This window comes from Streptomyces sp. NBC_01217 (genome assembly GCF_035994185.1).
GTDB lineage: Bacteria > Actinomycetota > Actinomycetes > Streptomycetales > Streptomycetaceae > Streptomyces.
Genome location: NZ_CP108538.1, coordinates 1,003,260 through 1,029,699 on the forward strand (window position 1 = coordinate 1,003,260; position 26,440 = coordinate 1,029,699).

General features: G+C 70.0%; 24 protein-coding genes and 3 pseudogenes. 14 read left to right on the plus strand and 13 right to left on the minus strand.

Features of this window, described 5'->3' with window-relative positions; translation table 11 throughout:
- Window positions 1-20 precede the first annotated feature (20 nt).
- The 3 genes and pseudogenes from ssuE to OG507_RS04110 all read right to left on the minus strand — a co-directional run.
- Entirely contained in the window at window positions 21-578 is a 558-nt protein-coding gene (ssuE, locus tag OG507_RS04100) for an NADPH-dependent FMN reductase (protein WP_327365751.1), read from the minus strand.
- Between the two features lie 66 nt (window positions 579-644).
- Window positions 645-1,412 carry an alpha/beta hydrolase gene (locus tag OG507_RS04105; RefSeq protein ID WP_327365752.1) on the minus strand — a complete coding sequence of 256 codons (768 nt, stop codon included), beginning with the start codon at window positions 1,410-1,412 and terminating at the stop codon, window positions 645-647.
- 1 nt (window position 1,413) lies between these two features.
- Window positions 1,414-2,364, minus strand: a pseudogene (locus tag OG507_RS04110) (LLM class flavin-dependent oxidoreductase); the annotation flags it as partial.
- Between OG507_RS04110 and OG507_RS04115 the strand changes: the two are divergent.
- On the plus strand, window positions 2,277-2,780 hold the full coding sequence (locus tag OG507_RS04115; protein WP_442810939.1) for a cupin domain-containing protein: 504 nt from the start codon (window positions 2,277-2,279) through the stop codon (window positions 2,778-2,780). The pseudogene OG507_RS04110 and the gene OG507_RS04115 sit on opposite strands and share 88 nt — an antisense overlap.
- 66 nt (window positions 2,781-2,846) lie before the next feature.
- Here OG507_RS04115 and OG507_RS04120 read toward each other — a convergent pair whose 3' ends face one another.
- Window positions 2,847-7,439, minus strand: a complete 4,593-nt coding sequence (locus OG507_RS04120) for a cation-translocating P-type ATPase (RefSeq protein WP_327365753.1) — start codon at window positions 7,437-7,439, stop codon at window positions 2,847-2,849.
- Window positions 7,440-7,535: 96 nt separating this feature from the next.
- Window positions 7,536-8,099: a hypothetical protein gene (locus tag OG507_RS04125; protein WP_327365754.1), complete on the minus strand. Its 564-nt coding sequence runs from the start codon at window positions 8,097-8,099 to the stop codon at window positions 7,536-7,538.
- A gap of 347 nt (window positions 8,100-8,446) precedes the next feature.
- On the opposite strand from OG507_RS04125, the gene OG507_RS04130 reads away from it, so the two are divergent.
- Window positions 8,447-8,770 carry a hypothetical protein gene (locus OG507_RS04130; protein ID WP_327365755.1) on the plus strand — a complete coding sequence of 108 codons (324 nt, stop codon included), beginning with the start codon at window positions 8,447-8,449 and terminating at the stop codon, window positions 8,768-8,770.
- Between the two features lie 67 nt (window positions 8,771-8,837).
- On the opposite strand, the gene OG507_RS04135 is transcribed toward OG507_RS04130, so the two are convergent.
- The 3 genes from OG507_RS04135 to OG507_RS04145 all read right to left on the minus strand — a co-directional run bounded on the left by OG507_RS04135 (window position 8,838) and on the right by OG507_RS04145 (window position 13,331).
- Entirely contained in the window at window positions 8,838-9,917 is a 1,080-nt protein-coding gene (locus OG507_RS04135; RefSeq protein ID WP_327365756.1) for a WxL protein peptidoglycan domain-containing protein, read from the minus strand.
- Between the two features lie 115 nt (window positions 9,918-10,032).
- A complete protein-coding gene (locus OG507_RS04140) occupies window positions 10,033-11,994 on the minus strand; it encodes a metallophosphoesterase family protein (protein WP_327365757.1) in 1,962 nt (653 codons plus the stop codon).
- Window positions 11,995-12,122: 128 nt separating this feature from the next.
- The gene (locus OG507_RS04145) at window positions 12,123-13,331 is read right to left on the minus strand and encodes a HupE/UreJ family protein (protein ID WP_327365758.1); all 1,209 of its coding nucleotides are present in this window, start codon (window positions 13,329-13,331) and stop codon (window positions 12,123-12,125) included.
- Window positions 13,332-13,504: 173 nt separating this feature from the next.
- Here OG507_RS04145 and OG507_RS04150 point away from each other — a divergent pair, with 173 nt between their 5' ends.
- Complete coding sequence (locus OG507_RS04150; RefSeq protein ID WP_327365759.1) at window positions 13,505-14,179, plus strand: hypothetical protein; 675 nt, start codon at window positions 13,505-13,507, stop codon at window positions 14,177-14,179.
- A gap of 861 nt (window positions 14,180-15,040) precedes the next feature.
- Here OG507_RS04150 and OG507_RS04155 read toward each other — a convergent pair.
- The 3 genes from OG507_RS04155 to OG507_RS04165 all read right to left on the minus strand — a co-directional run bounded on the left by OG507_RS04155 (window position 15,041) and on the right by OG507_RS04165 (window position 17,749).
- Window positions 15,041-15,442, minus strand: coding sequence for an SDR family NAD(P)-dependent oxidoreductase (locus tag OG507_RS04155; RefSeq protein ID WP_327365760.1), 402 nt, complete (start codon window positions 15,440-15,442; stop codon window positions 15,041-15,043).
- Window positions 15,443-15,976: 534 nt separating this feature from the next.
- Window positions 15,977-16,693: an NADPH-dependent F420 reductase gene (locus OG507_RS04160; protein ID WP_327365761.1), complete on the minus strand. Its 717-nt coding sequence runs from the start codon at window positions 16,691-16,693 to the stop codon at window positions 15,977-15,979.
- Between the two features lie 24 nt (window positions 16,694-16,717).
- Window positions 16,718-17,749 (minus strand): LLM class flavin-dependent oxidoreductase, encoded by a 1,032-nt coding sequence (locus tag OG507_RS04165; RefSeq protein WP_327365762.1) that lies wholly within the window; start codon window positions 17,747-17,749, stop codon window positions 16,718-16,720.
- Window positions 17,750-18,356: 607 nt separating this feature from the next.
- Between OG507_RS04165 and OG507_RS40325 the strand changes: the two are divergent.
- The 6 genes and pseudogenes from OG507_RS40325 to OG507_RS04190 all read left to right on the plus strand — a co-directional run.
- Window positions 18,357-18,407, plus strand: a pseudogene (locus tag OG507_RS40325) (hypothetical protein); the annotation flags it as partial.
- Between the two features lie 205 nt (window positions 18,408-18,612).
- A complete protein-coding gene (locus OG507_RS04170) occupies window positions 18,613-19,038 on the plus strand; it encodes a hypothetical protein (protein WP_327365763.1) in 426 nt (141 codons plus the stop codon).
- 333 nt (window positions 19,039-19,371) lie between these two features.
- Window positions 19,372-19,815, plus strand: coding sequence for a VOC family protein (locus OG507_RS04175; protein WP_327371858.1), 444 nt, complete (start codon window positions 19,372-19,374; stop codon window positions 19,813-19,815).
- 55 nt (window positions 19,816-19,870) lie between these two features.
- A pseudogene (locus OG507_RS04180) lies at window positions 19,871-20,017 on the plus strand (pyridine nucleotide-disulfide oxidoreductase); the annotation flags it as partial.
- A gap of 693 nt (window positions 20,018-20,710) precedes the next feature.
- Window positions 20,711-21,403 carry a type 1 glutamine amidotransferase domain-containing protein gene (locus OG507_RS04185; protein ID WP_327365764.1) on the plus strand — a complete coding sequence of 231 codons (693 nt, stop codon included), beginning with the start codon at window positions 20,711-20,713 and terminating at the stop codon, window positions 21,401-21,403.
- A gap of 168 nt (window positions 21,404-21,571) precedes the next feature.
- A complete protein-coding gene (locus tag OG507_RS04190; RefSeq protein ID WP_327365765.1) occupies window positions 21,572-21,784 on the plus strand; it encodes a hypothetical protein in 213 nt (70 codons plus the stop codon).
- Here the strand turns inward: OG507_RS04190 and OG507_RS04195 are convergent.
- Window positions 21,763-22,314 carry a CGNR zinc finger domain-containing protein gene (locus tag OG507_RS04195; protein WP_327365766.1) on the minus strand — a complete coding sequence of 184 codons (552 nt, stop codon included), beginning with the start codon at window positions 22,312-22,314 and terminating at the stop codon, window positions 21,763-21,765. The two genes, OG507_RS04190 and OG507_RS04195, sit on opposite strands and share 22 nt — an antisense overlap.
- 228 nt (window positions 22,315-22,542) lie before the next feature.
- Between OG507_RS04195 and OG507_RS04200 the strand changes: the two genes are divergently transcribed.
- Window positions 22,543-23,001, plus strand: coding sequence for a MarR family winged helix-turn-helix transcriptional regulator (locus tag OG507_RS04200; RefSeq protein ID WP_327365767.1), 459 nt, complete (start codon window positions 22,543-22,545; stop codon window positions 22,999-23,001).
- A 248-nt stretch (window positions 23,002-23,249) separates the two neighbouring features.
- Here the strand turns inward: OG507_RS04200 and OG507_RS04210 are convergent, their stop codons facing one another.
- Window positions 23,250-23,810, minus strand: coding sequence for an NADPH-dependent FMN reductase (locus OG507_RS04210; protein ID WP_327365768.1), 561 nt, complete (start codon window positions 23,808-23,810; stop codon window positions 23,250-23,252).
- An 86-nt stretch (window positions 23,811-23,896) separates the two neighbouring features.
- Here OG507_RS04210 and OG507_RS04215 point away from each other — a divergent pair, with 86 nt between their 5' ends.
- The 4 genes from OG507_RS04215 to OG507_RS04230 all read left to right on the plus strand — a co-directional run bounded on the left by OG507_RS04215 (window position 23,897) and on the right by OG507_RS04230 (window position 26,227).
- Complete coding sequence (locus tag OG507_RS04215) at window positions 23,897-24,124, plus strand: hypothetical protein (RefSeq protein WP_327365769.1); 228 nt, start codon at window positions 23,897-23,899, stop codon at window positions 24,122-24,124.
- Window positions 24,121-24,471: a nitronate monooxygenase gene (locus tag OG507_RS04220; protein WP_327371859.1), complete on the plus strand. Its 351-nt coding sequence runs from the start codon at window positions 24,121-24,123 to the stop codon at window positions 24,469-24,471. Before OG507_RS04215 ends, OG507_RS04220 begins: the two co-directional genes overlap by 4 nt.
- 79 nt (window positions 24,472-24,550) lie before the next feature.
- Window positions 24,551-25,021: a MarR family winged helix-turn-helix transcriptional regulator gene (locus OG507_RS04225; RefSeq protein WP_327365770.1), complete on the plus strand. Its 471-nt coding sequence runs from the start codon at window positions 24,551-24,553 to the stop codon at window positions 25,019-25,021.
- Between the two features lie 210 nt (window positions 25,022-25,231).
- Window positions 25,232-26,227, plus strand: a complete 996-nt coding sequence (locus OG507_RS04230) for a D-cysteine desulfhydrase family protein (RefSeq protein WP_327365771.1) — start codon at window positions 25,232-25,234, stop codon at window positions 26,225-26,227.
- The last annotated feature ends 213 nt before the right edge of the window (window positions 26,228-26,440 follow it).

Consider the following 26,440-nt stretch of genomic DNA (forward strand, 5'->3'; position numbering starts at 1 on the left):
GGTGATGACGGCCGCGGTGCTCAGCCGGTGGGCGCCAGCACCGTCGTACGGCCGCCCAGCGCGACGGAGAACCCGTCCGTGACCTTGACCAGCGCCTCGGCGGCGCCCGGCGCGACGGTCAGCGTGCCGTCGTCGCCGACGGTGATGTCCTTGTCGAGCGTGAACCAGCCCGGGACGATGTGTGCGGCGCCCATCGAGCTCAGCACCGGGCGCAGCGCGTAGTCGATGGCCAGGACATGGGCCGTGCTGCCGCCGGTGGCCAGCGGCAGCACGGTCTTGCCGGTCAGCGCATACTGCGGGAGCAGGTCGAGCAGCGACTTCAGGAGCCCCGAGTAGGCGGCCTTGTAGATGGGGGTGCCGATGACCACCCCGTCCACCTGCTCGAACAGCGCGGTGGCCGCGACGACGGCCGGGTGCCGGAAGTCGGCGCCGAGCAGCGCGTCGGCGGGCAGGGTGCGCACGTCCAGCGGGGTCACGTCGTGGCCCTGGTGCCGGAGCCGGTCGTCCAGGTGGCGCAGAAGCCGTGCGGTGCGGGAGGTGGCGGAGGGGCTTCCGGAGACGGACAGAATGGCGGCCATGGGAAGACCTTTCGGGTTCGGGGGTCAGGAGTGACTACCGGGTGGGCCGGATCGGTTCGCCGGCGCTCACCATGCGCTCGGGTCCACCGCGATCACCGGCACCAGGTCGTTGCGCAGGGTCTCCAGGAAGGTGACGGTCTCGGCCGCGACCGAGCGGTGCTGCAAGTCGTTCAGGACGTCGTGATGCGCGCCGCGGACCACCGAAAGGCGGGCGCGTGGCAGTGACTTCGCCGCGCGGACGAGTGCGTCGCGATCCGCGAGCGGATCGGCGTCGCCGATGAGGATCAGCGCAGGGACGTCGACCTCGCTGTCGTACGCGGCCGTGAGCAGTGCGTCCGGCACCGCGTCGTCGAGCGAGCCCCGCCGGACCTCGGAGTCGTCGGTGAGCGTGCCCCGGTGGACGGGACAGAAGGTGCGTACGTCGAGTTCGTGGTCCCACGTACCGGCGGCGGTGGCCGCATGGCCCGGAAGCCCGGCGAGAACGACGGCGTCCGGCCGCGGGGCGGCAGGGGTCTCTTCCCGGCCGAGGAGCGCGGCGACGGCGCCGGCGCCGGTGCCGGCCCCCACCAGCACGACGGGGCGGACGACACCGTCCTGCGCCGCGGTGTCCTCGACGGCGTCGGCGAGCCGTGCGCCGAAGCGGATGAGCGAGCCGGTCAGGTCGTCGGCGTCGAGGTCCGGGGCGTCGACGACGCGGACGCGGTAGGCGTCGGCGGCGAGCCGCTTGCCGAACCGGGCGTAGGTCGCCCGGGTCTCGCCCCGGCCGGGCACCACGACGATCGTGCCGCGTGTGCGCAGACCCTCGGGTGCGTGATGGTCGGTGTACTCGGTCATCTCATACTCCTGCGGATTGGGGCTCCGGCTCGGTCGCGGGCCGCCAGCCCAAGGCGGGTGCCACCTCGGTCGCGATGAGCTCAAGGGCTCGGATCGCGGCGTCGTGGTCGGGGACGGCGGGGTTGAACTGGGTGATCAGATCGGTTGCGAGGGGCAGGACCTTCTCCTGCACCAGTGCGGCGACGATCTCTTCGGGGGCGCCGTGGAACGAGTGGAAGCGGCGCAGCGCCTCGTCCCTCCCCAGGCCCTCGGGGAAGGCACCGCTCTGCGCCATGCGCAGAGCGGCCCGGTGGACGTCGTCGCCGATCTGCTGGAGCGCGGTGCGCCTGTCCTTCGCGGGGAACACGAACCGGGACAGCCCGATCCGTGGCCGGCGCGGCTGGTCCCAGGCGGCGAGGTACGCGTCCGCCCAGGGGCGCTGCACCTCGTCGGTGGGGGCGTCGAGGTCGTGCCCGCTGAAGTCGTACGCGCCGAAGGAACGGCCCAGGAGCGCGAGGTTGCGCTCGAAGCCGTTGTCCTCCTCGAAGATCTCCCGCTCGCGGCGCCTGGCGGCTTCGTCGGTCGCGCCGCCGATCGGGCCGCCGTGGATGAAGACCTTGATGTGGTCGGGATTGCGCCCGTAGGAGGCCGTACGCCTCTTGATGTCGGCGTAGTACTCCTGCGCCTGCTCCAGGGAGCCGCCCGGGGCGTAGATGCCCTCGGCCACCCGCGCGGCGAGGTCGCGGCCCTCGTCGGAGACCCCGGCCTGGAATATGACCGGCTGTCCCTGGGGCGAACGGGAGAGGTTGAGCGGTCCTGCGACCTTGAAGTGTTCCCCGGCGTGGTTGAGTTCGTGCAGCTTCGCCGGGTCGAGGAAGACGTCGCGTGCCACGTCGGCCGGGAAGGCGTCGTCCTCGTAGGAGTCCCACAGGCCGCGGGCGACCTGGACGAACTCCAGGGCCCGGCCGTAGCGGACACCACATCCGCGCCGATGCCCTGGACGGCGACACAGCCCAGACCGGCGGCATGCGCAGGTTCGCCGCCGTCAGCGGGAAGACCGTCGGCTCCGAGAAGCTGTGGATGGGCCAGACCCACGTGGCGCCCGCGACCTCCTCCTCCGACCACCACCACGGCGAATCCGAGACCGCGATCCATGTGGTCAGCGGACACCCCGAGTTCGTCTTCCTGGACGCCTCGGGCGACGAACCGGAGGAGGTACGGCTGCGCACCTCACCCGGTGACTACATCTTCGTCCCGCCGTTCGTGCCGCACCGCGAGGAGAACCCCGACCCGGCCGAGGAGGCCGTGGTCGTGATCGCCCGCAGCACCCAGGAGGCGATCGTGGTGAACCTCCCCCGCCTGTACGCGCTCCCGGCGGAGGAAGCCTGACGCAGGAGCCGGATCGCCGGTTCGATGTCGTACGGACCGGCTTTCGACCGCCGTTCGTGCGGGGTCTCAGCGGACGAGCCGGACCACGGGACGCAGTCGGGACGCGAGGTCGGCCAGCAGTTGTTCGGCCGGTGGCAGTACGCGCGGTCCGAGGGAGGCGGTGCCGACCGCGACGGCGACTCCGGCCCAGGCCAGTGGGCCCAGCGGCGTACACCCGAAGAAGTGACTGACGACGGGTGTCTGAACGAGGCCGACGAGCACGGCGGCCGTACCGAGGGCCGTGGCCAGGACCAGCGGGCTGTGGCGGCGTCCGGCGACGGTCTGCGTGAGCTGGGCCCCGACCACACCGCACAGGGCCATGGTGCTGGTGCGTCGTGCAGAACCGGGGGTGAGGGTGCCGATGAGCCATGCGATGGCCGCGCCGATACCGGTGATCAGGCCGCGATGGCGGATCTGGCGTGTCAGCGGTTGCCCGAGGACGGCGAAGCCCACGGGTTCCGTGTCGGCCGCGGTGGGCTCGCCGGCAGGTTCCGGGTCGGGAGGGGTGACCGCGACCGCCATCGCCGGGAACATGTCGGTGAGCAGGTTGACCAGCAGCAACTGACGTGTCGACAGCGGCGAAGTGCCGGACAGCAGTGTGCCCAGTACGGAGAAGCCGACCTCTCCGGCGTTCCCGCCGAGCAGGATGCTGATCGCGTCGGCCACGCTGCGCCACAGGGCCCGGCCCTCGCCGATGGCGTCGATGAGAACCGACAGTTCGTCGTTGGTGATCACGAGGTCTGCGGCGTTGCGCGCGGCTGCCGATCCGCGCGCGGCGATTCCGACGCCGACATCGGCGGCGCGGATGGCGGCGGCGTCGTTGGCGCCGTCCCCGACCATGCCCACGACGCAACCCGCCTCCCGGAGCGCCTCGATGACCTGGAGCTTCTGCTCAGGTGCGACGCGGGCCACGACGCCGCAGTCCCGGAGCAGACGGGCCCGTCCCGCCCGGTCCAGCGAAGCCAACTCGATGCCGGTGACGACCGTGACATCCGGGGGCCAGCCCAGGGCGACTGCCACGGAGCGGGCGGTCTGCGGGTGGTCGCCGGTGAGCATGACGGGTCGTACACCGACCTCTCCGAGACCGGCCACGAGCGGAGCGGAACTGGCGCGGGGGGTGTCGGCCAGCGCCACGAACCCGATGAGTTCCAGCAGTTCGAGGGGCTTGTCCAGTGCCTCCCTCGCCTCGTCGTCCGTCGCGAGACGGCGCTGGGCGACGGCCAGGAGCCGCAGGCCCCGGCCGGCGAGGGAGTGTGCCTCCTCGACGGCTGCCGGATCCGTGTCCGGGCAGCAGGGCAGCACGACTTCCGGCGCGCCCTTGACGACCAGCATGCCGGCGCCGTCCGCTTCTCTTCCGGTGGCTGCTGCGTAACCCCGGCTCGCCTCGAAGGGCTGGGTTTGCACGGCGGTCCACCCCGCCTCGGGCGGGGCTGCTGCCAGGACCGCCTCGTCGGTGGCGTGCGCGTGGACTCCCGGCTGTTCGGCAACACGGGGGCAGGCCCGGGCGGCGATGCGGAGGATGTGTTCCGCCTCGGGGGCGTCGGCCAGGTGCTCGGTGCCTGTGCCGGCGATCAGGCGGACGACTCGCAACCGGTTCTCCGTGAGGGTCCCGGTCTTGTCGAAGCAGATGGTGTCCACGCGTCCGAGCGCCTCCAGGCTGCGTGGCGTGCGTACCAGGACGCCGAGCTTGCTCAGCCGCCGTGCCGCGGCCATCTGCGCGACGGTCGCCACCAGAGGCATGCCCTCGGGTACGGCGGCCACCGCGACTGCCAGTCCGCCCTGGAGGGCTGTGCGCGCGGGGTGGCCGCGCAGCAGGGACAGCCCGGCCACCGCGGCGCCGCCTGCGAGGGTGAGCGGCAGCACCCGGCGGGTCAGCCGGTGCAGCCGTGTCTGAACCCCCGCCGAGGCGGGGACGCGGGCGGCGAGGGACGCCGCCCGGCCGGCTTCGGTCTGGTCGCCCGTGCCCACGACCACCGCCCGGGCTCGGCCCGCCACCACCGTGGTGCCTTCGAACACCATGCAGCTGCGGTCGGCGACGGACGCCTGCGGTACGGCGGCGACTTGTTTGCGGGTGGGCAGCGACTCGCCCGTCAGCGAGGACTCGTCCACCTCGAAGCCACTGACCTCCAGCAGCCGCGCATCGGCCGGCACCACATCGTTGGTGCGCAGCTCGATCATCTCGCCGGGCGCCAGTCGTTCGGCCTCGACGACGGATGCCTCCCCCGCTGACGGGTGGGCGAGTCGCCGGGCGGTTCGCCGCTGCCCGGTCACCAGCGCGGACAGCGCCCGCTCCGCACGCAATCGCTGTACCCCGCCGACCAGGGCGTTCACCGCCACGGCGGTGATGACAAGGAACGCGTCCACCGCGGATCCCAGCAGAGCCTGCGCGGTGGCACCGACCACCAGGACCGGGGTGAACGGGTCGTCCAGTTCGGCCCACACGGCGTCGGCCAGACGCGCGCTCACCCGTGCGGGCGCGAAGACCGGGTGCGCGGCAGCGGCGCCCGCGATGTGGCCGGCCCGGGTCCGTACCGCCGTCAGGGCGGTGGGCGCGGCACGCGATGCCTTCGCCAGCCGGGCCATGACCTGCTCGGGCTGCAGTGCGTGCCAGGGCACCCGCGGAGTGGGGTGGGGGGTCGTACCGGCGGCCACACCGAGTGCGGCCCACCAGCCCATGACCAGGGCCGCGCCGGTGGCGATATTGACGGGGCTGAGCCGCACTTCGAGGGGGAAGGGAACACGCTGCGACCGGGCCCCCCGGGTGAGTACCAGCAGCTCGGAGAGCGTGGCGCCCGCCTCGGCGCAGAATTTGGCACGCCGGCTGACCGCCCGCGCCGCAGGCACGGCGGACAGCAGCCGCCACACGCCCTCCAGTCCGCGCAGGGGCAGAAGGTCGGCGCCCCAGACGACAGCGCTGCGTTCGTCGGTGACTGCGACGGCGACGTCGCTGCGCAGCAGTCCGTCGAGTACGTCATGGGCGGCGGCAGTCAACTTCCGTTGGGCTGCCGCCCGGTCGTGCGCGACGCGCGCCACCGTGAGAACCGTTCGCCCCTCGTTCTGCAGGGCGGTCACCACCTCGGCCAACGGGACCTCGGCAGAGGCGAGTTGGTCGGCCAGGGTTCCGAACTCGCCGAGCGAGCAGTCGTCCACCACCACGACGTGCAGACCGGCTCGGCGTGCTGCGTCCAGCGCGGCTTCGGCCATGGGGTCGACCTCCCAGCCGACCAAAACGGTGCCGACGTCCGTTCCGCGAACCGACGCGATCATCAGTCCCGCGTCCGACGCCGTCTCATCGGGCACCGGGCGAAGGCCGATGCGCGGCTCCTCGGGAGGCGTTGCCACGTCGTCGGATGCGCTCAGGGCCGCGGTGGCTTCCTGCCACAGCCGGCGGTGATCCCAGCCGGTCCTGCTGGGGTGGACCTCAAGCACGGTGCGCCGAGTGCTGCGCAGCGCTCCGGGATGCATGACCACGGTGTCCACGAGCTCCAGTCGGCGCAGCCGCTCGGGGTCGCGGACCAGCACGTCCTCGCGTGCCAGGGCACTGCCGAGAGCCGCGGTGAAGGCCGCCGGGCCGTAGCGTGCGGCCTTGGGTGAACCGGCCAGTACGGTCTCGGCCGCCTCGTCGAGGCTGCGGGTGAACAGGAGCTTGGTGGCGGCGCCGCCCAGCATCCCGTTGACCGCGGCGGCGGCATACTCCTCGCCCGGGCACGAACGCAGCGGCGGACGTACGACGTCGGTGTCGGCAACCGTCAGCCGGTCCGGGGCGCACAGCGTGTCGTGTACGGCGTCGAACGTCGCGAGCTGAGCAAGCGACTCCACCAACTGGGCGGTCCGCAGTGCCGCGTCGAGCACGAGCGGGCTCGGCGACTGCCCGATCCCGCAGACGGCCGCGTAAGCCGCGGCCAGCACCAGATCGGCCGCATCCGGGCCCAGCGCACGGCTCAGCACCGCGCGTACTCGCGAGTCCTCGCGCATCATGACGACAGCGGCCACCACGGCCTCCGGCGCGCTCTTGAGAAACGCCGCCCGTGCCGCGACTGCGACGCCGATGCCCGCCACGTCGCACGCCAGGGCGACAGCGCCGGCGCGCACGCCTCCGGCGGCGCCCGGGTGCACGTGTTCCAGCGTCTGGTCGCCGACGTGCACAAGCCCGTGTCCCGCGGCCAGTTCGGACACCTTGTCCACCACCCGCTCGCCGACCGCGTCGTCGGTGGTCTGCACGACCAGCCGCCCCAGGCCGCCATCCCAGTAGGCGATCAGCACGTCAGGGTGCTCGGCCAGCTCCAAGGCCACCTTTCTGGCAGCGGCTTCGAGTCGTTCCACGGTTCGAACGGGCGCGTCCGGGTGGTGATCCAGGGCGAGGTGCATCCGGGATCCGGCGCGCCAGTATCCGACCTGAGGAGTCATCGCGTTGCGGGCGACCCGGCCGACCCGCAGCGCGGTCGCCGACACCGCCGCCGCTCCGTCCACCGCGCCGCGCGCAGCGGCGTTCATGAACTCAGCGGCCGACCGCGCCGCATCCGCGGCCGGCGGGGCGATCTTGCGGGTGGCCTGGACCGGCACCGCCAAGGCGCTCTGGAGGGCCACGGCGGGCAGCCCGGTCAGCAAGCGGAGCAGCATGTTTCACCTTCGCGGGCTTGCCGCACGGGCTGGGCGCGGAACTGTCCTGACAGGCGCCGGGCACGGAACGGTCGTAACAGCGGGTGGGAGGCGGCCTCAGGACTTCTTCCGCCCACCTGCCTTGACACGCGACGGTCCTGTGGCGCTCGTGGCGGCACGCTTGGACGCGCGGGGCTTCGTCGTCCCGGAGGCGGCCGATGACTTGGCCGGACGCTTCTTCGCCGTTTTCGAGGCGGTCGATGCTTTGGCCGCGCGGGTCTTCGCCGGCCTCGCGGTGGACTGCGCCTTGGCCGACCTGGCGGCCCGCTTCGCCCGCAGTCCTTCGGTACGGGCCTCGCCGGCGGCAGGGGCTGTGGCGGAATCCTTCGGACGCGACTGCGTGAGCCACACCACCGCGGCGCCCGCCATGGCCACCGGCCACTCGACCACACCGGCTACGCCAAGCAGTCCGGCACCGGTGTACGCCGCGACACGCCGTGCATGCGGCGAGACGATCCCGACGGAGTCCAGGACACCGTCGACGACCCCCTTCACCCGATCCGCGCCGGGGACCCTCTCCACTGCTGTCGTCACGGTCCGCATGGGGTGCGTCAGTGTGTCCTGGACGGGGTGCCGCACCTTCGTGTCCCCTGAATCGGACGCATGGGAACTGTCAGTCATGGTCGCTCTCTCTCCGTGGAGCCGGGGTGACCGACGGCACGTGGCCGTGACGCCTCTCACCTTTCAGCAACCTTGACAAGATCGCGTAACTCCGGCAAGCCTGGACATACCCATCTGCCGCCAAGTGAGGTAACGGGCGGTGGATGCCCCAACGCCACGGGCCATCCCGGCTGCGGCAATTTCGAGGAGACCGACTGTCCGGTCCCGACAGCGGGTCGTCGCGGATCGCTCACCGACGCCGCCGCCCGTCCGCGGCCTCGCACCCGTCGGCCGACCCACCGAACACTGCACTGTGCCTGACCGGCCGGAACGACGTCAGGTCCACTACCTCCCGTGGAGGCCGTCTCATGCGCATCGAACTGACCTGGCCGCGCCCCGGCGCAGAAGACCGGACCCTGGCCCTGGCCCTCCCCGACCTTCCCGCCACCGGTCTTCTGCGCCCGGCTCTGCGGTACACGAGCCGGTTGTGGAGTCCCGCTGTCCTGCGGCGCGTCGGCGCATGCGCGGAGCCCGTCATCGGAGCCGCAGCCCACGCCTCCGGCGCGAACGCTCTCACCCGGGCCGCCCTGCCGTACGCCATCCGTTTCACCCGGCAAGCACTCCTCAGCAGCACACCCGCCGACATCCCGGGTCAGGCTGCGCGATCACCCCGTCCGGATCGCGCCCGCTGACTTCATCTGCCGGACGGCACTGTCGGGCGCTGACCGGTGGGTCGCGTTCGTCGACGCACTCGGACGGTCAGCTCTTGTGCGTCTGCTGGTCGCGGAGCCTCTGCTCGACGGCTTCCCGTACGCGGGCGTCCTCGCGCAGTCTGCGCCGTACGCGGTTGCGGCGGGAGAGGACGAGCGCCCCGACGATGGCCGCGATCACCACGACGAGCAGCAGCAACAGCGTCCACGGAACGGCCCAGCCGTGTGCCGTGGCCTGGACCGGCTTGAGCAGGGCGGTGGAGCCCGACGCGTCGGCGAGCACGGGCGTGAGGGTCGCGGTCGCGGCCAGGCTGACTCCGGGCGCCACGCCGTGGACGGGCACCTTCACCTTCCAGCTCTCACCGGGGAGCAGCTCCGGCGGCGGGGCGATACCGCCGGCGTCGGCCCGCAGCCATCCGAACGGGCCCGAGACCGACACCGCCTGCTTGGCCGACAGCATGGCGTTGCCGGTGTTGTGGATCGTGTAGGTGACGGTGGCGTCGCCCTTGGCGAAGGGGTTGAGCGAGCCGGCGTAGTCCACCTGGAGGCCCTCGATCGCGAGCTTCGGCTTGAGTTCGCCGCTGACCCGCAGCTTGACCCGGATGCCGAGGCGCCGGTCCACGTTGATGCCCTCGGCGTCGTCGGACTGCTTCAGGGAGGTGAGGATGCCGCCCACGTAGTCGCCGGGCGTGGCGTTGTCGGGAACGTTGACCGTGAAGGGGACTTCGGCGGACTTACCGGGCTGGATCACGACGGTGTCACGGCCGGCGTGAACCCAGGCGCCGATTCCGACGGACTTCTTGTCCTTGGTGAGCAGGTCGAGCCGGCCCATGTCGGTCGTGAAGCCGTCGGCGGCGTAGACCGCGAGTTCAAGCGGAGACTTGCCGCGGTTGGCGACGGCCATCGTGTCCTTGAGCTGTCCACCGGGGTTGACGTTGTAGCTGAAGCTGGACCGGTCGGCGCCGTAGCTGTTCGAGGCCGTCCTGACCGTCCAGGTGACGTTGCCGTCCTCCGCTTGAGCTGCGCCGGCGGACAGGCCGGCGACCGCGAAGGCAGTGAGCAGGACCAGGACGGCGGTACGGATGAGGGCGGCGACTGTGGTCGTCCGGCGTATTACGGGCGCGTGCATCTCGGGGTTCTCCTGGAGCAGGAGGCGGGGCAGGACACCCGAAGGCGCCCACCCCGCCGGTTGAGACGGGGCAGGCACCGGAAGGTGCCCACCCCGTCAGGTGGAACGGGTCGGATCAGCTGCTCAGCGCAGTGATCGTCAGGGTGGCGCGGTAGCCACCCTTTTCGACGCTGTCCGGGATCTTCAGACCCAGGTCCGCGCCCAGCTTGGCCGAACCCCGGGGGTGGCCCTGCTCGGCGGAACCGAGACCGCGCGAGACGGACAGGCCCTTGCCCTGGTCGTCGTAGCCGGAAGCGACCGGCTCGCCGGCTATGGCACCCGCGCCGCCGTCGAGGAGGTGCGGTGCCCAACCGAGGTAGGAGCCGGAGAACGTCTTGTCGGCGTCCTTGAAGTCACTCACATTGGCCGAGACCGACCACGGAGCGAGCGAGCGACGGCTGTCGGACACGAGGATCGGGTTGATCTTGCCACTCGCCTCGAAGTGGTCGCCGTTGCGCTCCTGGGCGGTGCCGAGGTCCACCAGACCGTTGTAGCCGTCGATCGTCCAGCCGAACTCACCCGGAGCGGCGTTCGGCACGTTGACCTGGAGGGACTGGCTGTCGCCGTTGTACGGGTGCACAGTGACCTTGTCGACGAGCGAGCCCACGGGCTGGTCGGCGGGGGTGTTGTTGCACGGCGCGGCATCCGAGTTCGGGGCCGCGCAGGTGCTGCTGCGGAGGTTCTCGACGACGAGCTTGTCGTTGCGCACCTGGACCTTCACGTAGGAGCGGACGTGCTCCTGGTTCTGGACCGAGTTGTACCAGTAGTTCTTCGGGTTGAGCGGGTCGGCGCCGTTGCCGGCGCCGCTCGTCCCGCTGTTGTCAGGCGTGGTGATGTCGTAGTACTTCGAGCCCGAGGCGGAGTTCGCCGTCACATAGACGACACCACCAGGACCCGGATACACATCAGCGGCCCCGGGCTTCTCGTCCGGGTTCGCCTTCTCACCGTTCTTGATCAGGTAGCTGCGGGAGTAGCTGTGGTCGTGACCCTGGAGGACCATGTCGACGCCGAGCTTGGAAAACGTTGTCGGGAAGTCGACACGCCTCTTCTTGTTGTCGCTGTCCTTGGCGTGGCTGGCCGGGGAGTAGATCGCGTGGTGGTAGACGAGGACCTTCCACTTGGCCTCGTTGCCGTGCTTGTTGATGACGTCGGTGACGTAGGCGGTGTGGGCTGCGTCGCCGCCGCCCTTCGCCTCGTCGTAGCTGTTGCTGTTGAGGTCGATGAACAGGACATCCTTGTAGATGTACCAGTAGTCACCGCCGGACGTGGTGGACGTCGCCCCGTCCTTGTAGTACAAAGCCGAATTGTCGGTGTTCGGCGTGGAGAAGTGCTGCTCGTAGGCCTTGCCGCCGACGTCGTGGTTGCCGATGGTGGCGGCCCACGGGTACTGGCGCAGCTGGTCCGGGGCGAGGAAGGAGTTCCACTGGGACTCGTTGTTGGCGCTCTCGACCTGGTCACCACCCGACACCAGGAGCTCGGCGTCGGGGTTGGCCTTCAGCGAGACGTCGACCGTGTCCTGCCAGCCGGCCTGGTCCTGGGCGAGATCGCCGGACGAGCCGATCTGCGGGTCACCGTAGAACAGGAAGTCGTAGTCGCCTTCGAAGTCCTGCGTCTTGAAGGAGTACGCCGTGGACCAGTTGCCCTCGGTACCGACACGGTAGGAGTACGCCGTGTGTTCCTTCAGGCCGGTGATCGTCGCGTGGCGGTTGAAGCCGCCACTGGTGGCGATGTTCGCTCCGCCGATGGCGTCGAAGGTGTCGGCGCCGGCCGGGAACTCGCCGTTGACGAGCTCCGCGGTCGGGGCGACCTGGAGCTTCTGCGCGGTGTCGGCCGAGGAGTACCAAGTCACGGTGCGCTGGGTCTCGTTGGCGCCCACACCGAGGATGATGCCGGTGAGCGAGGCGGTCTCGTCAGCGGCGGCGGGGGACGCCATGCCGCCGCCGATGGCCACTGCCAGGCCCAGGAATGCCGCTGTGGCGCCTGTGGCCACACGGCGCCGCACAGGCCCGGAGGCCTGCGTCGGGGTTCTCAGATTCATCGGTTTTTCGTTCCTTTTGCGCACAGTAAGGTGCATGAATGGAGACCGTTAAGCTCTCATCGCCCGGTTAACCAGCCATAAATGCGATCTCGGCATTGGTTGAACTTTCTACGGAGTCTGATCTGGTTTCAGAACCCGGACACCCGTTGCACGAACCACACCAACCCCATGACGGCCACGCCCGCGGAGATCGCGCCGGTGGTCCAGAGACCGGCCGTCGGTGCACGGTGGCGCACCAGGGTCAGCAGCGGGAAGACGATGGCGATGATCGCCAGTTGCACGCCCTCGATGCCGACGTTGAACACCAGCAAGGACCACAGCAGGGTCCACGACCACGCCTGGTCGATCCCCAGTGCGCCCGCGAAGCCCAGGCCGTGCACGAGGCCGAAACAGAACACGACCCCGAGGCGGGTCCAGCCCGCACGGTCCAGGCCGAAGTGGCTGCCCTCCACCGCCTCGAGGTCGGTGGCATGGCCACCGCGCCGCCAGATCCGCCACAGGTACCAGCCGGCGACCACGGCGATCGACAGCGCGATGACGGGCTCCACGACCTTCGCCGGAACGTCGACCAGGCCGAGAGCGGCGAGCATGAACGTCACCGAATGCGCCAGGGTGAAACTCGTGGCCGCGAGCACGATCTCGCGCAGACGGCGTGACCCGGCGATGAGCGCCAGCAGGAACAGGATGTGGTCGGTCCCGGTCAGCAGGTGCTCGGCGCCCAGGCTGAAGAACTCCCAGAACCGCGCGTACCACGACTGACCCAACGAGAAGGACGGATGAGCGGCGTCGAGCGCGGCGCTTCCCGAGCGGCCGTCGATGTCGTAGGTGACGATCGTTTTGGTACCGGTGACGTAGTCCTCTGAGTCGGGGAACAGCCCGCTGCGCAGTACGCGATCGTCGCCCTGCTCGGTACAGGTCCAGTCGAGCAGCAGAGCGGCGTACGGCACGTCCTCCTTCCGGGTCATCGTGAAGTCGCCGACCTGTGCCGGCGTGCATGCCCTGCCGTCCGAGGTGACCGAGAAGCGATCGGCGACATACCTCATCGCCGACTTCGAATGGGCGTTGAGTGCCGCGGCCTGTCCTTCGGTGTCACCGGACTCGAACGCGGCGTTTCCTGTCCGGAAGAGTGGATCGTCGTTCTCGGAGTCGGCGGTGGACGCGACGAAGAGGTCGTATTCGAGCTTCAGTTTCGTCCGTATATGACCCTCGTCGCCTGCGGTGACATGGGCGTACACGACCGAGGTGAACCCGTGGGCGAACGCCGGCTGCCCGACGCCCAGAAAAGCGATTACCGCCGCAGCGATCCCGATGATGCCGAGGCGGACCCGTTGTGACATGAGGGCTCCTTGAGGTTGCCAGTGCACGTTCCATGTCACGGGTGAACACGATCCGGCCCGTCGGCGAATTACGGAAGAACAAAGCCGAGAACGGCACCCGTGGAGGAAAGCGACAGGAAATGGGATAGGAGGATGTAGGCGCACCATCCACCACCACACGAAGGACGTTCGCCTTGCGCCCCTCGCTTCGGGCCGCTGCCGCGCTGGCCGCGGCCGCCGCGCTGCTCACCGGATGCAGCTCCGGCGACGACTGGTCACGGCCGCATCCCGAGCCCACCGCCATCGGTACTCTCGACTCCGGGTTCATCGACCACTCGTCTCCGCCCGCCCCGGAGGCGACCGCCACTCCAAGGCCCGGCTCCTGGACCGGGGTCCACCCGTCAAAGGGCTACCGCGTGGTGCTCCTCACCGCGGGTGACGACCGCCCGACCAAGACCCTTGTGACGGCGGTCGAGGACTGGGCCGAGAACGAGGACGTCGACCTCAGAACGGTGGTCGCCGACGGCCCGGCCGACCTTCTCCCCAGCATCGTCAGCGCCCTTGAGATGGGGCCGGACCTCATCGTCAGCGCGGGCAACGACCTCATTGACCCTCTCTCGACGGTCACTGCGAACCACCTGTCACAACAATTCCTCGTCGTGGGCGCGGAGCTGGCCGAGCCCACCCACAACGTCACGGCGGTCGACTGGTCCGGCGCGTCGTTCCGCGGCGAAGGGCTCGGCACGTCCTCGGCGTACGACGCCGACTCGTTCACCGCCGGACGCTGCGCGTCCGCCATCAGGGCGGGCGTCGCGGCCGTGCTCAACGACTGGACCGGGATCGTGATCTGGCTCGACGAACACGAATGATGCCTGGCGCGGGGATCACTGCGGTGACCCCGACGACCTGGAGACGGCATCCGCAGCGCCGCCGACCACCCGCTCATTCGATCAGGGCTATGACTTGTGGTTCTCCACAAATCTGTTCCTCGAAGTCAGCACGGAACCAGCACCGGGTCGACGGCGTGCTGACTCGGTGCTGACAGACTCACTCCCTGGGGCGTGCAGACGATCAGCCCGTACGGTGCGGGACCGAGAGATTGGATGACCTCCCCGTCGGTGCTCGTGGCGGTGTACGACACGAGGTCCCGTGGGCCGATCAGCTTGCTGCTCACCTCCTCGCAGCTCTCGCGTTGCGTCCCTGCGACCGGCCGTCGACGGTGACCGGGCGCATGAACCGCTCGATCGCGCCCATGCCCACAGAGGTGAAGCGGCTGTCGGAGGTGCCGGGAGGAGGCCTCCACGGGCGGTGGCGTACGAGACCTCCTGCGGGATCGAAAAGGCGTTGAAGCCGCTCGACGCCCAATCGGGGTCCTGTTCGCGCAGGTTTGCATGTGGCCGGGCGCCTGGGGCGCGAGCGCACCGCATGAGGTGGGTGACGTCGATCGCCGGAGTGGACCTTCGTGTCGGTCGAAGCTGCATGATGGCGAGGTGCCGCATTCCGGGCCGATGCCGATCGGGCCCTCGGCCAGAGTGGTGGTCCGACGACGAGCGCCGACACAGGAATGTGCCATCGATGCGCGGGCCGGCGCGTACCCGCATCCGATCTTGGCGATGTGTGCCGGGGTTTCACGCACGGCCGCCACATGCAGCTGTCCCGGTCGGGGTTCAGCACGGCCGACCTCGCCGGGACAGAACGCTGCTACGTCTGAGCATGAGCACAGGGTCGTATTACCAGGCGCTCGCACCGCCGTCGACAACGTAGTTGGCGCCGGTGATGTAGCCCGCTCGGTCCGAAGCGAGGAACGCGGCCAGCTCGACGATCTCCTCGGGGCGGGCGAAACGCCTCAGGAGCGTCTTGCCGATGATCGCGTCCCGAGCGGCTTGGTTGTCCCCCAGGTCACGGTCGCTGGCCGGGGTCAGGACCGGGCCCGGGCTGATCGCCACCGCACGGATGCCTAGGGGGGCACCCTCCAGCGCGAGCTGCCGCGTCATGCCGATGACACCGGCGTTGGCCGCTGCATGCGCGATCATCGGCGGTGTCGAACCCGCGATCATGCCGGCCACCGACGCGACGTTGATGATGACGCCACCACCACGACGGACCAGATGCGGCCAGGTGAACTTCGACACAAAGAAGGCCTGACCGCTGATGGGGTGTCCGACATCGCCTCCCCCGCTCGGGACGCCATTTCGATCCTCAGGCCGTTGACCTGTCGCGCGAGGTGACGAGCAGCACCTACCGGCATGCGAGTTGTCCTCTCAGCAGCGCACGTCGGCCTGCAGAAGCCGAACGGCGTCAAGTGCAACCTCGGTCGCCACATGACCGAGTGAACGACTCGCGCGGCAGCACGCTGTCCTGGCCTTCCCGGTCGCGGCCGCCTCGTAGCCGCCGCCTGACCGGGGCCGGGTGCGGCCCGACTGTCTGCGGAGCGCAGCAACAAGCCCCCCTCACGCCTACGCTCCGGGCGCTCTTCGGCGAGCGGCGCCGGCATTCAGTCGTCAGCGATCTGCTCGCCCGGTCCATATTCGAGTCCGCCACGCTGCTGCACGCAGCGCCGGGGAAGCCGGCGGACCCGTCCGGGACGGCAGCGTGGACCGGTTGACCAGCCTCATCCGTGTCCGCCGGACGGCTGACAGGTGTACGCAAGGGGACCGGCAGGTACGTCAGGCCTCTTCGGCGGACGTGGTCGGCACAGCGGTGCGTGCCCTGCTCACCTCTCGGCCGTACCCGGTCTCCGGGAACCGGTCGAGCATGGCGCGTAGTTCGTCGGCGCCGACTCTGGCACCGAACGGCTCGGTGCCCGGCTGCAGCCGCACACCGTCGGCGAGGGAGCCGGCGATGACGGGGTCGAAGCCGAGCGCGTGGACCAGGTGGGCGGCCGTGGCCATGTCGTCGGGGTGTTCACCGGCGATGGCGATCGCCTTGCGGTCGGCAGCCCCGGTGGGCCGTGCCTCGTCCCCGAGGTCGTGGTAGCCCATGTGGTTGAACGCCTTGACCACGCGGGAGTCCGGCAGGAACGCCTGGACCATCTCGCTGGTGGAGGTGCGCGGGTCGGTGAAGTCGTCGCGTACGCCGTCGACTTCCCACCAGTAGTTCATGGCGTCGAGGACGAGTTTGCCCCGCAGCGCCTCCACCGGGATGCTGCGGTACTTGCCCAGGGGGAGGGCCAGGATCGCCACGTCGGCCCCTGCGGCGGCCTCGGCCGCGGCGACCGCGACCCCGCCGGGGGCGAGGACCTCCACGGTGAGAGCGATGGCGTCGGCGTCCCCCGAGCCTGCGATCAGCACGCGACAGCCCGCCGCCAGGGCGCGGCGGGCCAGTACGGTTCCCACCTTGCCGGCGCCCAGGATGCCGATCGTGCACACATCTGTGATGTCCATCGAATTCCTTCGGGTTCCTTCGGGTCAGCCGGCCAGCATGTCGCGGACCCGGGGGATCACCTTCGTGCCGTACAGCTCGACCGTGCGAAGGCGGGCGCTGACAGGCAGCGCTCCCGCGGTGTAGAGGAGATCGAACCGGCCGACGCCGAGCTTGCGGACGACACCGGCGATCTTGCGAGCGACCGTCTCGGGTGAGCCGATGTAGAGGGAGCCGTGCTCGATCTCGGCCTCGTACTCGGACCGGCGCAGCGGCGGCCAGCCGCGCAGCGCGCCGATGCGGTCGCGGATCTCCCGGTACGGCTGCCAGTAGACCTCCCGGGCCTCTTCGTCGGTGTCGGCGACGAAGCCCGGCGAGTGCATGCCCACCGGATGGGCGGTGGTGCCGAACTGGGCCGTCGCGCGCCGGTAGAGGTCGACGTAGGGGACGAAGCGCTCGGGGGAACCGCCGATGATCGCGAGCATCAGCGAAAGGTTGTGGCGCGCGGTGCGGACGACCGACTGGGGCGAGCCGCCGACACCGACCCAGGTCGTCAGGTGTCCGGACTCGGTCCGGGGGAAGACCTCGGCGTCTTTCAGAGGAGCCCGTACGGTGCCCTTCCAGGTGACGGGTTCCTCCTTGAGGAGTCGCACGAACAGGTCGAGCTTCTCCTCGAACAACACCTCGTAGTCACTCAGGTCGTAACCGAACAGGGGGAACGACTCGGTGGAGGAGCCACGGCCGAGGATGACCTCGGCGCGGCCCCCGGAGAGCGCGTCGACCGTCGCGAAGCGCTGGAACACGCGGACCGGGTCGTCCGAGCTCAGCACGGTCACGCCCGAGGAAAGGCGGATGCGCCGGGTGCGCGTGGCGATACCGGCGAGCACGGTCTCCGGCGTGGACACCGCCCACTCGGGGCGGTGATGTTCGCCGACGGCGAGCACGTCGACGCCGATGTCGTCCGCGAGAACGGCTTCGTCGACGACCTGCCGGATCGCCCCGGCGTGGGTGAGCAGGGCACCGAAGTCGTCCACGGGCACGTCACCGAACGTGTCCAGGCCGAGAACGAGGTCAGACATGGGAGGGCTCCTTGGTGAGCAGTTCCCGCACACGCGGGGCGACTTCGCGGCCCAGCAGTCCGATCACGCGAGCGCGGGTCCGGCGAGGCGATCTTGGCAATCTTGCGGGCGACGGTCTCTGGGGAGCCGACGCAGAGCGTGCCGCCGGTGTTGGCGATGAGACCTGAGGAGTGCTGGCCGACGGGGTTGCGGGTGGTGTCCGGACTGCTTGAACGCCCGGTGGTAGAGGTCTACGTGGCCGGCGAAACGCTGCGGGCGTCCGCCGACGAGGCCGGCATCAGGGGCGGGCCGAAGCGAGCGGTTCGCCGTCATGATGTCCTTCCCCTGGCGGCTCCCGGACGGCTGACCATCCGGATTTTTCATTGACTAGTCAAGTATCTCTCGATATGATTGACGTGTCAATCGAGAGCGTGTCAGCAATGGGTCGGCGACACAGGGCATACCCCACGGCCGAGGAGCTGCGGATCTGGCGCGACTTCATCGAGACCGCGCAGACACTCCGCGCCGAGCTCACTACGCGTCTGCACAGGGAATCCTCGCTCTCCTCGGGAGACCATTCGGTGCTGCTCGCACTGAGTGAGGCGACCGCTCGCGGTTGCGTCCCTCCGTGTTGGCGAAGGTCCTCGGCTGGGACCGCAGCCGCCTCTCCCACCGGCTCGGGCGCATGGAGCGCCGCGGTCTGATACGCCGCGAGGAGTGCGCCACCGACAGCCGTGGCGCCGAGGCAGTACTCAGCGACGAGGGGCCCCAGGCCTTCCGAGTGGCGGCGCTACCCGGCCAGTTGCGCGGCCCGCCGGGCCAGGGGGCGAAGTGGCCTCCTTCGCCGACCTCGCTCCTTCGGCAACGCCGACGTCAGGAACGCGGTGACCCTCTACCACGGCGACACCGTCGTCCGGGCCTCCGGCACCGACGCCATCGGCAGCCCCGATTCCCGCTCGCGCCGCCGCCCGAGGAGCTGCGGTACCGCCTGGTCCCGGAGAACTCCCGGGCGGCCTGGAGGCACAACTACTCGACCAGCACGCCGATGCAGCTGGACTACGCCGTCGCAGGACGGAGACGGCGCCGGAAAGGCCGGACGCTACACCGGCATCGCCGCCTCCCCCTCGCACCTGCCTGGTGGTCCCGGCTCCGGCTCCGTCCGCAAGGCCGGTGTGGACGTCTCCTACGACGACGGTGCCACCGGGCAGGCAAACGGGGCCCACAGCGACGGGGCACGACCGCAGGCCGGGCGGGCTCGCCCGGCCGTCGACGCGCCCGCCACTCCCAGCTCCACGCCTGGCTCCGGCTGACGGGTTCACGGCGGTGGCGGCCACGTCGGGAGGGCTCAGGGTCCTCATGGATCCGTGCCGCCCCGGAGGCCGGACGTGGAGGCCATGCCGGAGGGGCTACGCCCCCGTCTCGCACGCACGGCCAGACGACGCACACGTGCCTCGCGCACGTCGGGGTACGTCATCCGACCGGCCGACTGCCCGACCATCCGGGCACCGGGAGCCCCGCGCAAAGGAATCGACGACCACGCCGTAACCTGCTTGACAGGTGATGAGGGAACCGCCAAGCTCATCATCACTTCCACAGGTGACGTACATCAACGCGACACCTCCGGCCAGGAGATCGAAAGCGCAATGGACCTGAAACTCGAAGTTGTGGTGCTGCCTGTTTCCGACGTCGACCGGGCCAAGGCCTTCTACGGGGCGCTCGGCTTTCGCCTGGACGTCGACTACATCGCCGACGACAGCTACCGGGTGGTGCACCTGACCCCTCCCGGCTCACAGAGCTCGATCCTCTTCGGCACCGGTGTCACCACGGCCGCACCGGGGTCGGTGCAAGGGCTGCACCTCATCGTGGACGACATCGAGGAGGCCCACGCCGACCTCGTCGCCCGCGGCATCGACATGGGCGAGGTCTTCCACGACGCCGGCGGGGTCTTCCACCGCGGCACGGAGGAGGGCCGGGTCAGCGGTCCGCACCCGACGCGCGCCAGCTACAGCTCGTTCGCCGCGTTCAGCGACCCGGACGGCAACGGGTGGGTGCTTCAGGAAGTGACCACGCGCCTTCCCGGACGCTGACGGCGAGTCGACACCAGAACCGGGGACCGGACCCCGCAGCGGGGCGGCGTGCCATGTGGTCGTCTTCGGCGCCGGCCCGGTCGGCGAGAACGTGGCCGACCGTACCCGCACCGCCGGGCTCCGCGCGGAGATCGTGGAGCGTGAGCTGCTCGGCGGGGAAAGCTCCTTCTGTCCCTGCGAACCCGGCAAAGCGCTGCTGCGGACCGCGGCGCACGGCTCTTGGGTGGACCTGCGTCCCTGACGTTCCGAGCCATTCCGGTGCTCCGTCGTACTGCGGCCGGAACTGCACATACGTCCTCCGAGGCACGCCGGCAACTGGTTCGAGGAGATGTCCGGGGCGAAGGTCGGCCACCACGTGGCCGCCATCGCCCTGTTCGCCCAGGCACAGGTGCCCGGACGCATCACATCTGCCACATGACACGAGCCGCTGGTCCGGGCGGATATGAAGCGTTGCGCGGGGATCCGCAGAAGGGGCCTTCAGGCTTCCGCGGCTGGGGGCCGCAACCGCGGGACGCCGACCGATGGACCAGGTCGGCCAAGGGGTCGCCGCCGCTCAGCCCTGTCTCGGTGCGCTGAAAGTACGGCAGCAGTTCGTCGCACGACCGCCCTTGGCCCCGTGCTCACTCCACGTCTGGCCCACGACAACCCTGCCGGCGGCGGGACGTGGAGACGACTGCCACGGGGCGCCGCCGGCTGCCGCCGTGCACTGCACACTGCGCGCACCCCCGCACACACGCGTGACCGACCGTGGACAGATGTGTTCCGTTCACCCGCGCCCGTGACCGACCGGGGTCTCCCGCGGATGCGACATGCGGCCGACACGAGCAGCATGGGTCGAGGCAGCCGTCCGCGGACGCGGACGCCCTCCTCGATTGCAGCAATGGCAGGAGTGGACATGGCGGCGAAGCTACTGTTTGTGATGACCGGAGCCTCTTACTGGACGCTCAAGGACGGCACCAGGCACGCGACCGGTTACTGGGCCGAGGAGTTCGCGGCCCCCTACAAGGCGTTCACGGATGCCGGCCACCAGGTCACGGTGGCGACCCCCAACGGCGTGGTTCCGACCGTGGACATGATGAGCCTGCGCCCCGACATGGCCGGCAGTGCCGAGACCGCCCTCGAACTGGAGGAGATCATCCGCTCCGCGGAGGAGATGCGGCGGCCGATACAGCTGTCGAACGCTCGCCTGGAGGACTACGACGCCGTCTACTTCCCCGGCGGCCACGGTCCCATGGAGGACCTTTGGGAGAACCCCGACGCGGGCCGGCTGCTTGCTGCGGCGCTCGGTTCGGGCAAGCCTCTCGCCGTCGTCTGCCACGCACCGGCAGCGATGCTGTCCACCAGGTTCCACAGCGTCTCCCCCTTCGCCGGCTACCGGATCACCGCCTTCACCAACGACGAGGAGGACGCTGTCGGGCTGGCTTCCCGGGCGCGGTGGCTGCTGGAGGACGAGTTGAAAACGCTCGGCGTGGACTTCGTCCGCGGCGAGATGTGGAAGCCGTACACGATCGTGGACCGCAACCTGTACACGGGGCAGAACCCCGCGTCGGCCGCGGCCCTGGCGGTCGAACTGCTGAAGGTCCTGTAGGCGGCCCTGCGACGGGCACTCCCCCGCGTCGTCGCGGCCGACATCCTGGGCGAGCCCCTTGAGGCCGACTGTACGGCGGTACCCGGGTGGTCTTCACCGACCCGCAGCCGGCGGCGCGACACCACCCATGAGGGAATCCTGGTCAACAACGCCGACATCATCGACACCGTGGCAGCCACACCTCACGCACAGTTCGGCAAGCTGCCCGAGCGCATCGGGCCCGAGGACACGGCCGAGGAGAGGACGCACGACCGGGTGCCGATGTCTCATCGAGGTGGTCGCCGTCGCCCGCTTCCCCGCCACGACAGCGACCGCCTCACCATGCGCACCCGGAACCGCCCGAGTACGCGCAGGACGGCTCAGCTCTCCGTGCTGCGCTGACGGGCCCGGTAGGCGGCGGCCTTGACCCGGTTGCCGCAGGTCTTCATGGAGCACCATTCCCGCCGGGGGCCGCGCGAGCGGTCGAAATAGACCTGGGTGCACTCCGGGCGGGAGCACTCGCGCAGCAGCGCGCCCTCCACTCCCCCGAGGATCTCCACGGTCTCCCGGGCCAGGACCGCGAGACCCTGGGCAACGGAACCTGTGCGGCGACGCCTGCCGTCGGCGCCCAGCTGCACCCGCACCGGCAGGCCTGCCGCCTGCCGGTTCACCTCGGCGAGCGCCGCGGCAGGCAGGGGTTCGCCGGCCAGACGCGACGCGACCACCGCGTAGATGGCCTCTCGCAGATCCAGGGCGGTCGCGAGGTCGGCCTCGTCGACGCCGGGAGTCTCGTCGAGCATGCCGGACTCCACGAACCAGTCGCCGAGCGATTCAGGGCGTGCGAGCATTTCCCTCGGCGCCTCGTTGCGGCGTGCGCGCAGCGTTCCGACGAAGTCGAGGAAGAGCGTCCCGCAGGGAAATGCATGATTCACGTCACCACTCTGACCGGTGATAAGTGAAAATGCAAACCCCGGACCGGACGCCGCCATCTGCCCCCTGACCTCCACCCGCCGCGCACATCCGACCCGCCGGACAACCGACGCCCACCCCTCAATCGGCCGGCGCCCCGCCAGTGTCGAGCCGGTGACCTGCCGGGCGCTTCCGGTGGCAACTGACGAGGACCGGACAAGCGGTCGGTTGTAGCCAATTAGACTGTGCCCATGGCAGACACGGCGGCGATCAAGCCCCTCAATCAGGATGAGGAAGCGTTCCTCCGCGCTCTTGGCCGGGTAATGACATACCTGCCGCGCGTCGTCGACGCCGACATGGCCGCGGATCAGCCGATCACCGGCAGCGAATACATGGTGCTGGTTCATCTCTCCGAGGCACCGCAGAACCACATGCGTATGAGTGAGCTCGCCAATGCGTGCGGGCTGTCCTTGAGCGGCGTGACCCGAATCGTGAAACGCCTGGAGGCTCAGTCGTTCGTGCTCCGCGAGAAATCTTTGGACGACGGACGGGCCTGGCTCGCGGTCCTCACCAGTGACGGCTGGACGTGCTTGAAGCAGGCATGGCCCACGAATCTCGCGAGCGTGCGGCGGCACATCTTCTCCCGCCTCGAAGGCTGTGACATCGCCGCCGCCGCCAAGGCCCTGGAGCGCATCGCCTCGGCTGACTGAGTACGGAGTCGCCGGTCAAATACACGGCACCTCGGCATCGGAGTCGCGGAGAGGCCGGACCCTGGCGAGTGAGGCACCTGGGACCGGTCGCCGACGGCCTCCCGGTCCGGCCGCGGCTCAGGACGATTCCCATGGCCTGTACGCACAGCGAGGCCAGCAGCAGGCTCGGCCGGGCCCTCCGCCCTACGAGCCCTGCCCGCAGGGCGGAGGAGGGGACGGCCGCCAGGCCCACGGGCAGGCCGCGGTCTTCAGTTGGCGCGCAGCGGAGCCAGGGCCGTGGACCAGGCGACAACCTGATCCAGGGTGGTCACGAGGGTGTCGCGCTGGTTGTCGGCCGGCTTGAAGGTGGTGAAGTTCTCGAAGTCGGTGAAGAGGGAGAGCGCCACCTGGGAGCGGACGTCGGCCATCTGGAGCTCTCCCGCGATGCCGCGCAAGTGCTCCACGGCACGGGCGCCGCCGACCGAGCCGTAGCCGACGAAGCCGACGGCCTTGTTGTTCCATTCGGCATAGAGGAAGTCGATCGCGTTCTTCAGCGCGCCGGGCACGGAGCGGTTGTACTCCGGCGTCACGACGATGAAGCCGTCCAGGGAAGCGATCTTCTCGGCCCAGGCCAGGGTGTGGGGCTGGGTGTAGTTGCCCAGGGACGGCGGGTACGCCTCGTCCAGGAGGGGAAGCTTGTAGTCCAGCAGATCGACGATCTCAAACTGTGCGTCGGTGCGCTGAACAGCGACTTCGTGCACCCAGCGGGCCACGGCCTCGCCGTTACGACCCGGCCGAGTGCTGCCGATGATGATACCGATCTTGGTCATGAGGGACCTTCCGTAAGGTGAAGCCGAAAGCTTGCTTCGGCGAGCAACTTCATATCATTTAATTGACGAGTCAAGCAAGAGTCGAAATGGGGTCGCTTGTCCATCACTCCCCCGCCCACCAGGACACCGAGCCGCTGTCGGCAGGTGGGGATCTCCTCATGGCCAGGCGCGGGATCACGTGGTTCGTCGGGCCGGGCGAACCGCCGCTGCCTCGACCCGCCCCGCCCGTACGGAGCGACGTGTCCCTGCCGCTCGTCGCCGCGGGCGGCATCGCGACCCCGGAGACCGTGACGGAGGCGCTTTCGGTGTGGTGACGCGGGCGTTCACCGGCCGACCGGCGCGAGCACTGCGCAATGACTTCGTCGACCGGTACGGCGGCCTGGCACCGCACGGCTACCCGGCCCTGCACCACTTGACCAGCCCGATGTGCGGCGCCGCAACGGCGGCGAACGATGCCGAGCGGATCAATCTGTGGGCCGGAACGAGGTATCGCCACGCTACCGCGGAGCCCACCGGGTGGATTCTCCACCGATTGGCGTCCGGAGTGTGGGGCGTCCGGCGCGGGCATGCTCAAACGGGCCCGCCGGGCAGCCGGCATCCGTCTGCCCGGAGTACGGGGTGGCACCCTCCGCTCCGGCGGCCGACAGCACGGCCGACCTGAAGGTGATCCCGGCTGTCGGGACTTCAGTGCTTCGCACTGCAACTTTGCCTGGTTGCTTCACCATGCAAGCATTGCCCCCATGCCGACCGCACAGCCAGCACCGGCCACAGCTGAACCGAACCCCCTGAGCCCCGAGGAAGAGGCCGTCGTCCGGGCCCTTCCGCGCCTCATTCACGCGCTGCCTCGCGCAATCGACGCCGACATGGTGCGGGAGCAGCGGCTGCCCAGCACCGAGTACCTGGCCCTGATGCACCTCTCCGAGGCACCCGGTCGGCAGCTGCGGATGAGCGATCTCGCCGAAGTCTGCGAGATGTCGCTCAGCGGCACCACTCGTGTCGTGCACCGACTGGAGAGCCTGGGTTTCGTTCAGCGAGTCCGGTGCGCAGAGGACGCCCGCGGCTGGAACGCGGCCCTCACGGACGCCGGCTTCCGGCGTCTGAAAGAGGCGTGGCCGACCAATCTGGCCGCCGTGCGCCGGTATTTCCTCGATCATCTGGCCGGCCTGGACCTCAAGAAGCTGGCCGCGGCCCTCCAGAAGGTGGCGACCTGAGCCTGCTCCACCAACCGATTTGCACTGCTTGTTCGGTATGGATTACACAGCCGGGCGCGCGGCTCCGCGCCGTACCGATGACGAACAGCCACGCAACACATCGTCCGTCGCACGAGTGGTGAGATCGTTGCGAGGCGGTGCCAGGAGGGGGAAGGGCAAGGAGCGACGACGACGCGGCACGCGACAGGTGCCGAATGCGATCATGTAATCATGACCTCCCCAAGCGACGGCCCCCGGCCCGTTACGCTCGGCACCTGGCCCACTCCATTGGAGCCCATGCCACGACTCGCCAAGGAACTCGGCCTCGACGCGGACGATCTCTGGATCAAACGCGACGACCTCACCGGCCTGGGCGGCGGGGGCAACAAGATCCGCAAGCTTGAGTGGCTCTGCGGGGCAGCCCTCGCCGACGGGGCGACCCACCTCGTGACCACCGGCGCCCCGCAGAGCAACCACGCCCGGCTGACCGCCGCCGCGGGCGCCCGCCTGGGGCTGCGGACCGTGCTGGTTCTGGCGGGCACTGCCGATATGCCGACACGCGGCAACCTCGCCCTGGACGCCCTGTTCGGCGCCACCGTCGTCTGGGCTGGTGATATCGATGGCGACGCCCTCAGCGCCGCCGCCGAGGACGTGGCCGCGCGGCTGCGGTCCGACGGGGCCGTACCGGCGCTGATCCCCTTCGGCGGCTCCAGCGTGCTCGGCGCCCGCGGCTACACGGTGTGCGGAGGCGAGTTGCTCGCCCAGGCCCCGGATCTGGACACCGTCGTGGTGGCCCTGGGTTCCGGCGGCACCATGGCCGGACTGGTCCACGCGCTCGGCACCGAACGGGTCCTGGGTGTCCACTGCGGCGCCGTGACCGAACCGGCGGAGATCGTGGCCGCGTTCGTCTCCGATCTGTCCGGCACGGCACACCCGCCGAGCTCGCTTCGGCTGCGACTGGACCAGGTCGGCCAGGGCTACGGCGCGCTGACCGAACCGGTCGTGGCGGCCGTCAACCGGACGGCCCGCACGGAGGGCGTCGTGCTCGACCCCGTTTACACCGGTCGGGCCATGGCCGGCCTGATCGCAGCCGTGAAGGATGGACACATCGTTCCCGGCCGACGCACGGTCTTCCTCCACACGGGCGGCCTTCCCGGCCTCTTCGGGCACCGGGCCGCGCTGGAGGAGACCGCATCGGACCTCGCCGCGAGAAGCCACACGCTCTGAAGCCGCAGACCCGTGATCCCACGGCACGGCATTGGCTGCAGCGACACTCTTCGATCAAGGGCGAGCGCCTTGGCGGCCGCTGTCTCTCAACAGCTAGGCAAGTCCCGGTGGAAGACGGCGGACCGGTCGTCCGTCACGCGACATGCCCTCCAGAGCCACATTTCGGCCCCGATGCGGGCTCTACCCCCCGCGCCATGCGCAGGCGCGCTCGAC

Excerpts from the sequence above, each read along its gene's own strand:
- ssuE (WP_327365751.1), bottom strand. The coding sequence starts at position 578 with ATGGCCGCCATTCTGTCCGTCTCCGGAAGCCCCTCCGCCACCTCCCGC.
- OG507_RS04105 (WP_327365752.1), bottom strand. The coding sequence starts at position 1,412 with ATGACCGAGTACACCGACCATCACGCACCCGAGGGTCTGCGCACACGC.
- OG507_RS04120 (WP_327365753.1), bottom strand. The coding sequence starts at position 7,439 with ATGCTGCTCCGCTTGCTGACCGGGCTGCCCGCCGTGGCCCTCCAGAGC.
- OG507_RS04125 (WP_327365754.1), bottom strand. The coding sequence starts at position 8,099 with ATGACTGACAGTTCCCATGCGTCCGATTCAGGGGACACGAAGGTGCGG.
- OG507_RS04130 (WP_327365755.1), top strand. The coding sequence starts at position 8,447 with ATGCGCATCGAACTGACCTGGCCGCGCCCCGGCGCAGAAGACCGGACC.
- OG507_RS04135 (WP_327365756.1), bottom strand. The coding sequence starts at position 9,917 with ATGCACGCGCCCGTAATACGCCGGACGACCACAGTCGCCGCCCTCATC.
- OG507_RS04140 (WP_327365757.1), bottom strand. The coding sequence starts at position 11,994 with ATGAATCTGAGAACCCCGACGCAGGCCTCCGGGCCTGTGCGGCGCCGT.
- OG507_RS04145 (WP_327365758.1), bottom strand. The coding sequence starts at position 13,331 with ATGTCACAACGGGTCCGCCTCGGCATCATCGGGATCGCTGCGGCGGTA.
- OG507_RS04160 (WP_327365761.1), bottom strand. The coding sequence starts at position 16,693 with ATGGACATCACAGATGTGTGCACGATCGGCATCCTGGGCGCCGGCAAG.
- OG507_RS04165 (WP_327365762.1), bottom strand. The coding sequence starts at position 17,749 with ATGTCTGACCTCGTTCTCGGCCTGGACACGTTCGGTGACGTGCCCGTG.
- OG507_RS04175 (WP_327371858.1), top strand. The coding sequence starts at position 19,372 with ATGGACCTGAAACTCGAAGTTGTGGTGCTGCCTGTTTCCGACGTCGAC.
- OG507_RS04185 (WP_327365764.1), top strand. The coding sequence starts at position 20,711 with ATGGCGGCGAAGCTACTGTTTGTGATGACCGGAGCCTCTTACTGGACG.
- OG507_RS04200 (WP_327365767.1), top strand. The coding sequence starts at position 22,543 with ATGGCAGACACGGCGGCGATCAAGCCCCTCAATCAGGATGAGGAAGCG.
- OG507_RS04210 (WP_327365768.1), bottom strand. The coding sequence starts at position 23,810 with ATGACCAAGATCGGTATCATCATCGGCAGCACTCGGCCGGGTCGTAAC.
- OG507_RS04215 (WP_327365769.1), top strand. The coding sequence starts at position 23,897 with ATGGGGTCGCTTGTCCATCACTCCCCCGCCCACCAGGACACCGAGCCG.
- OG507_RS04225 (WP_327365770.1), top strand. The coding sequence starts at position 24,551 with ATGCCGACCGCACAGCCAGCACCGGCCACAGCTGAACCGAACCCCCTG.
- OG507_RS04230 (WP_327365771.1), top strand. The coding sequence starts at position 25,232 with ATGACCTCCCCAAGCGACGGCCCCCGGCCCGTTACGCTCGGCACCTGG.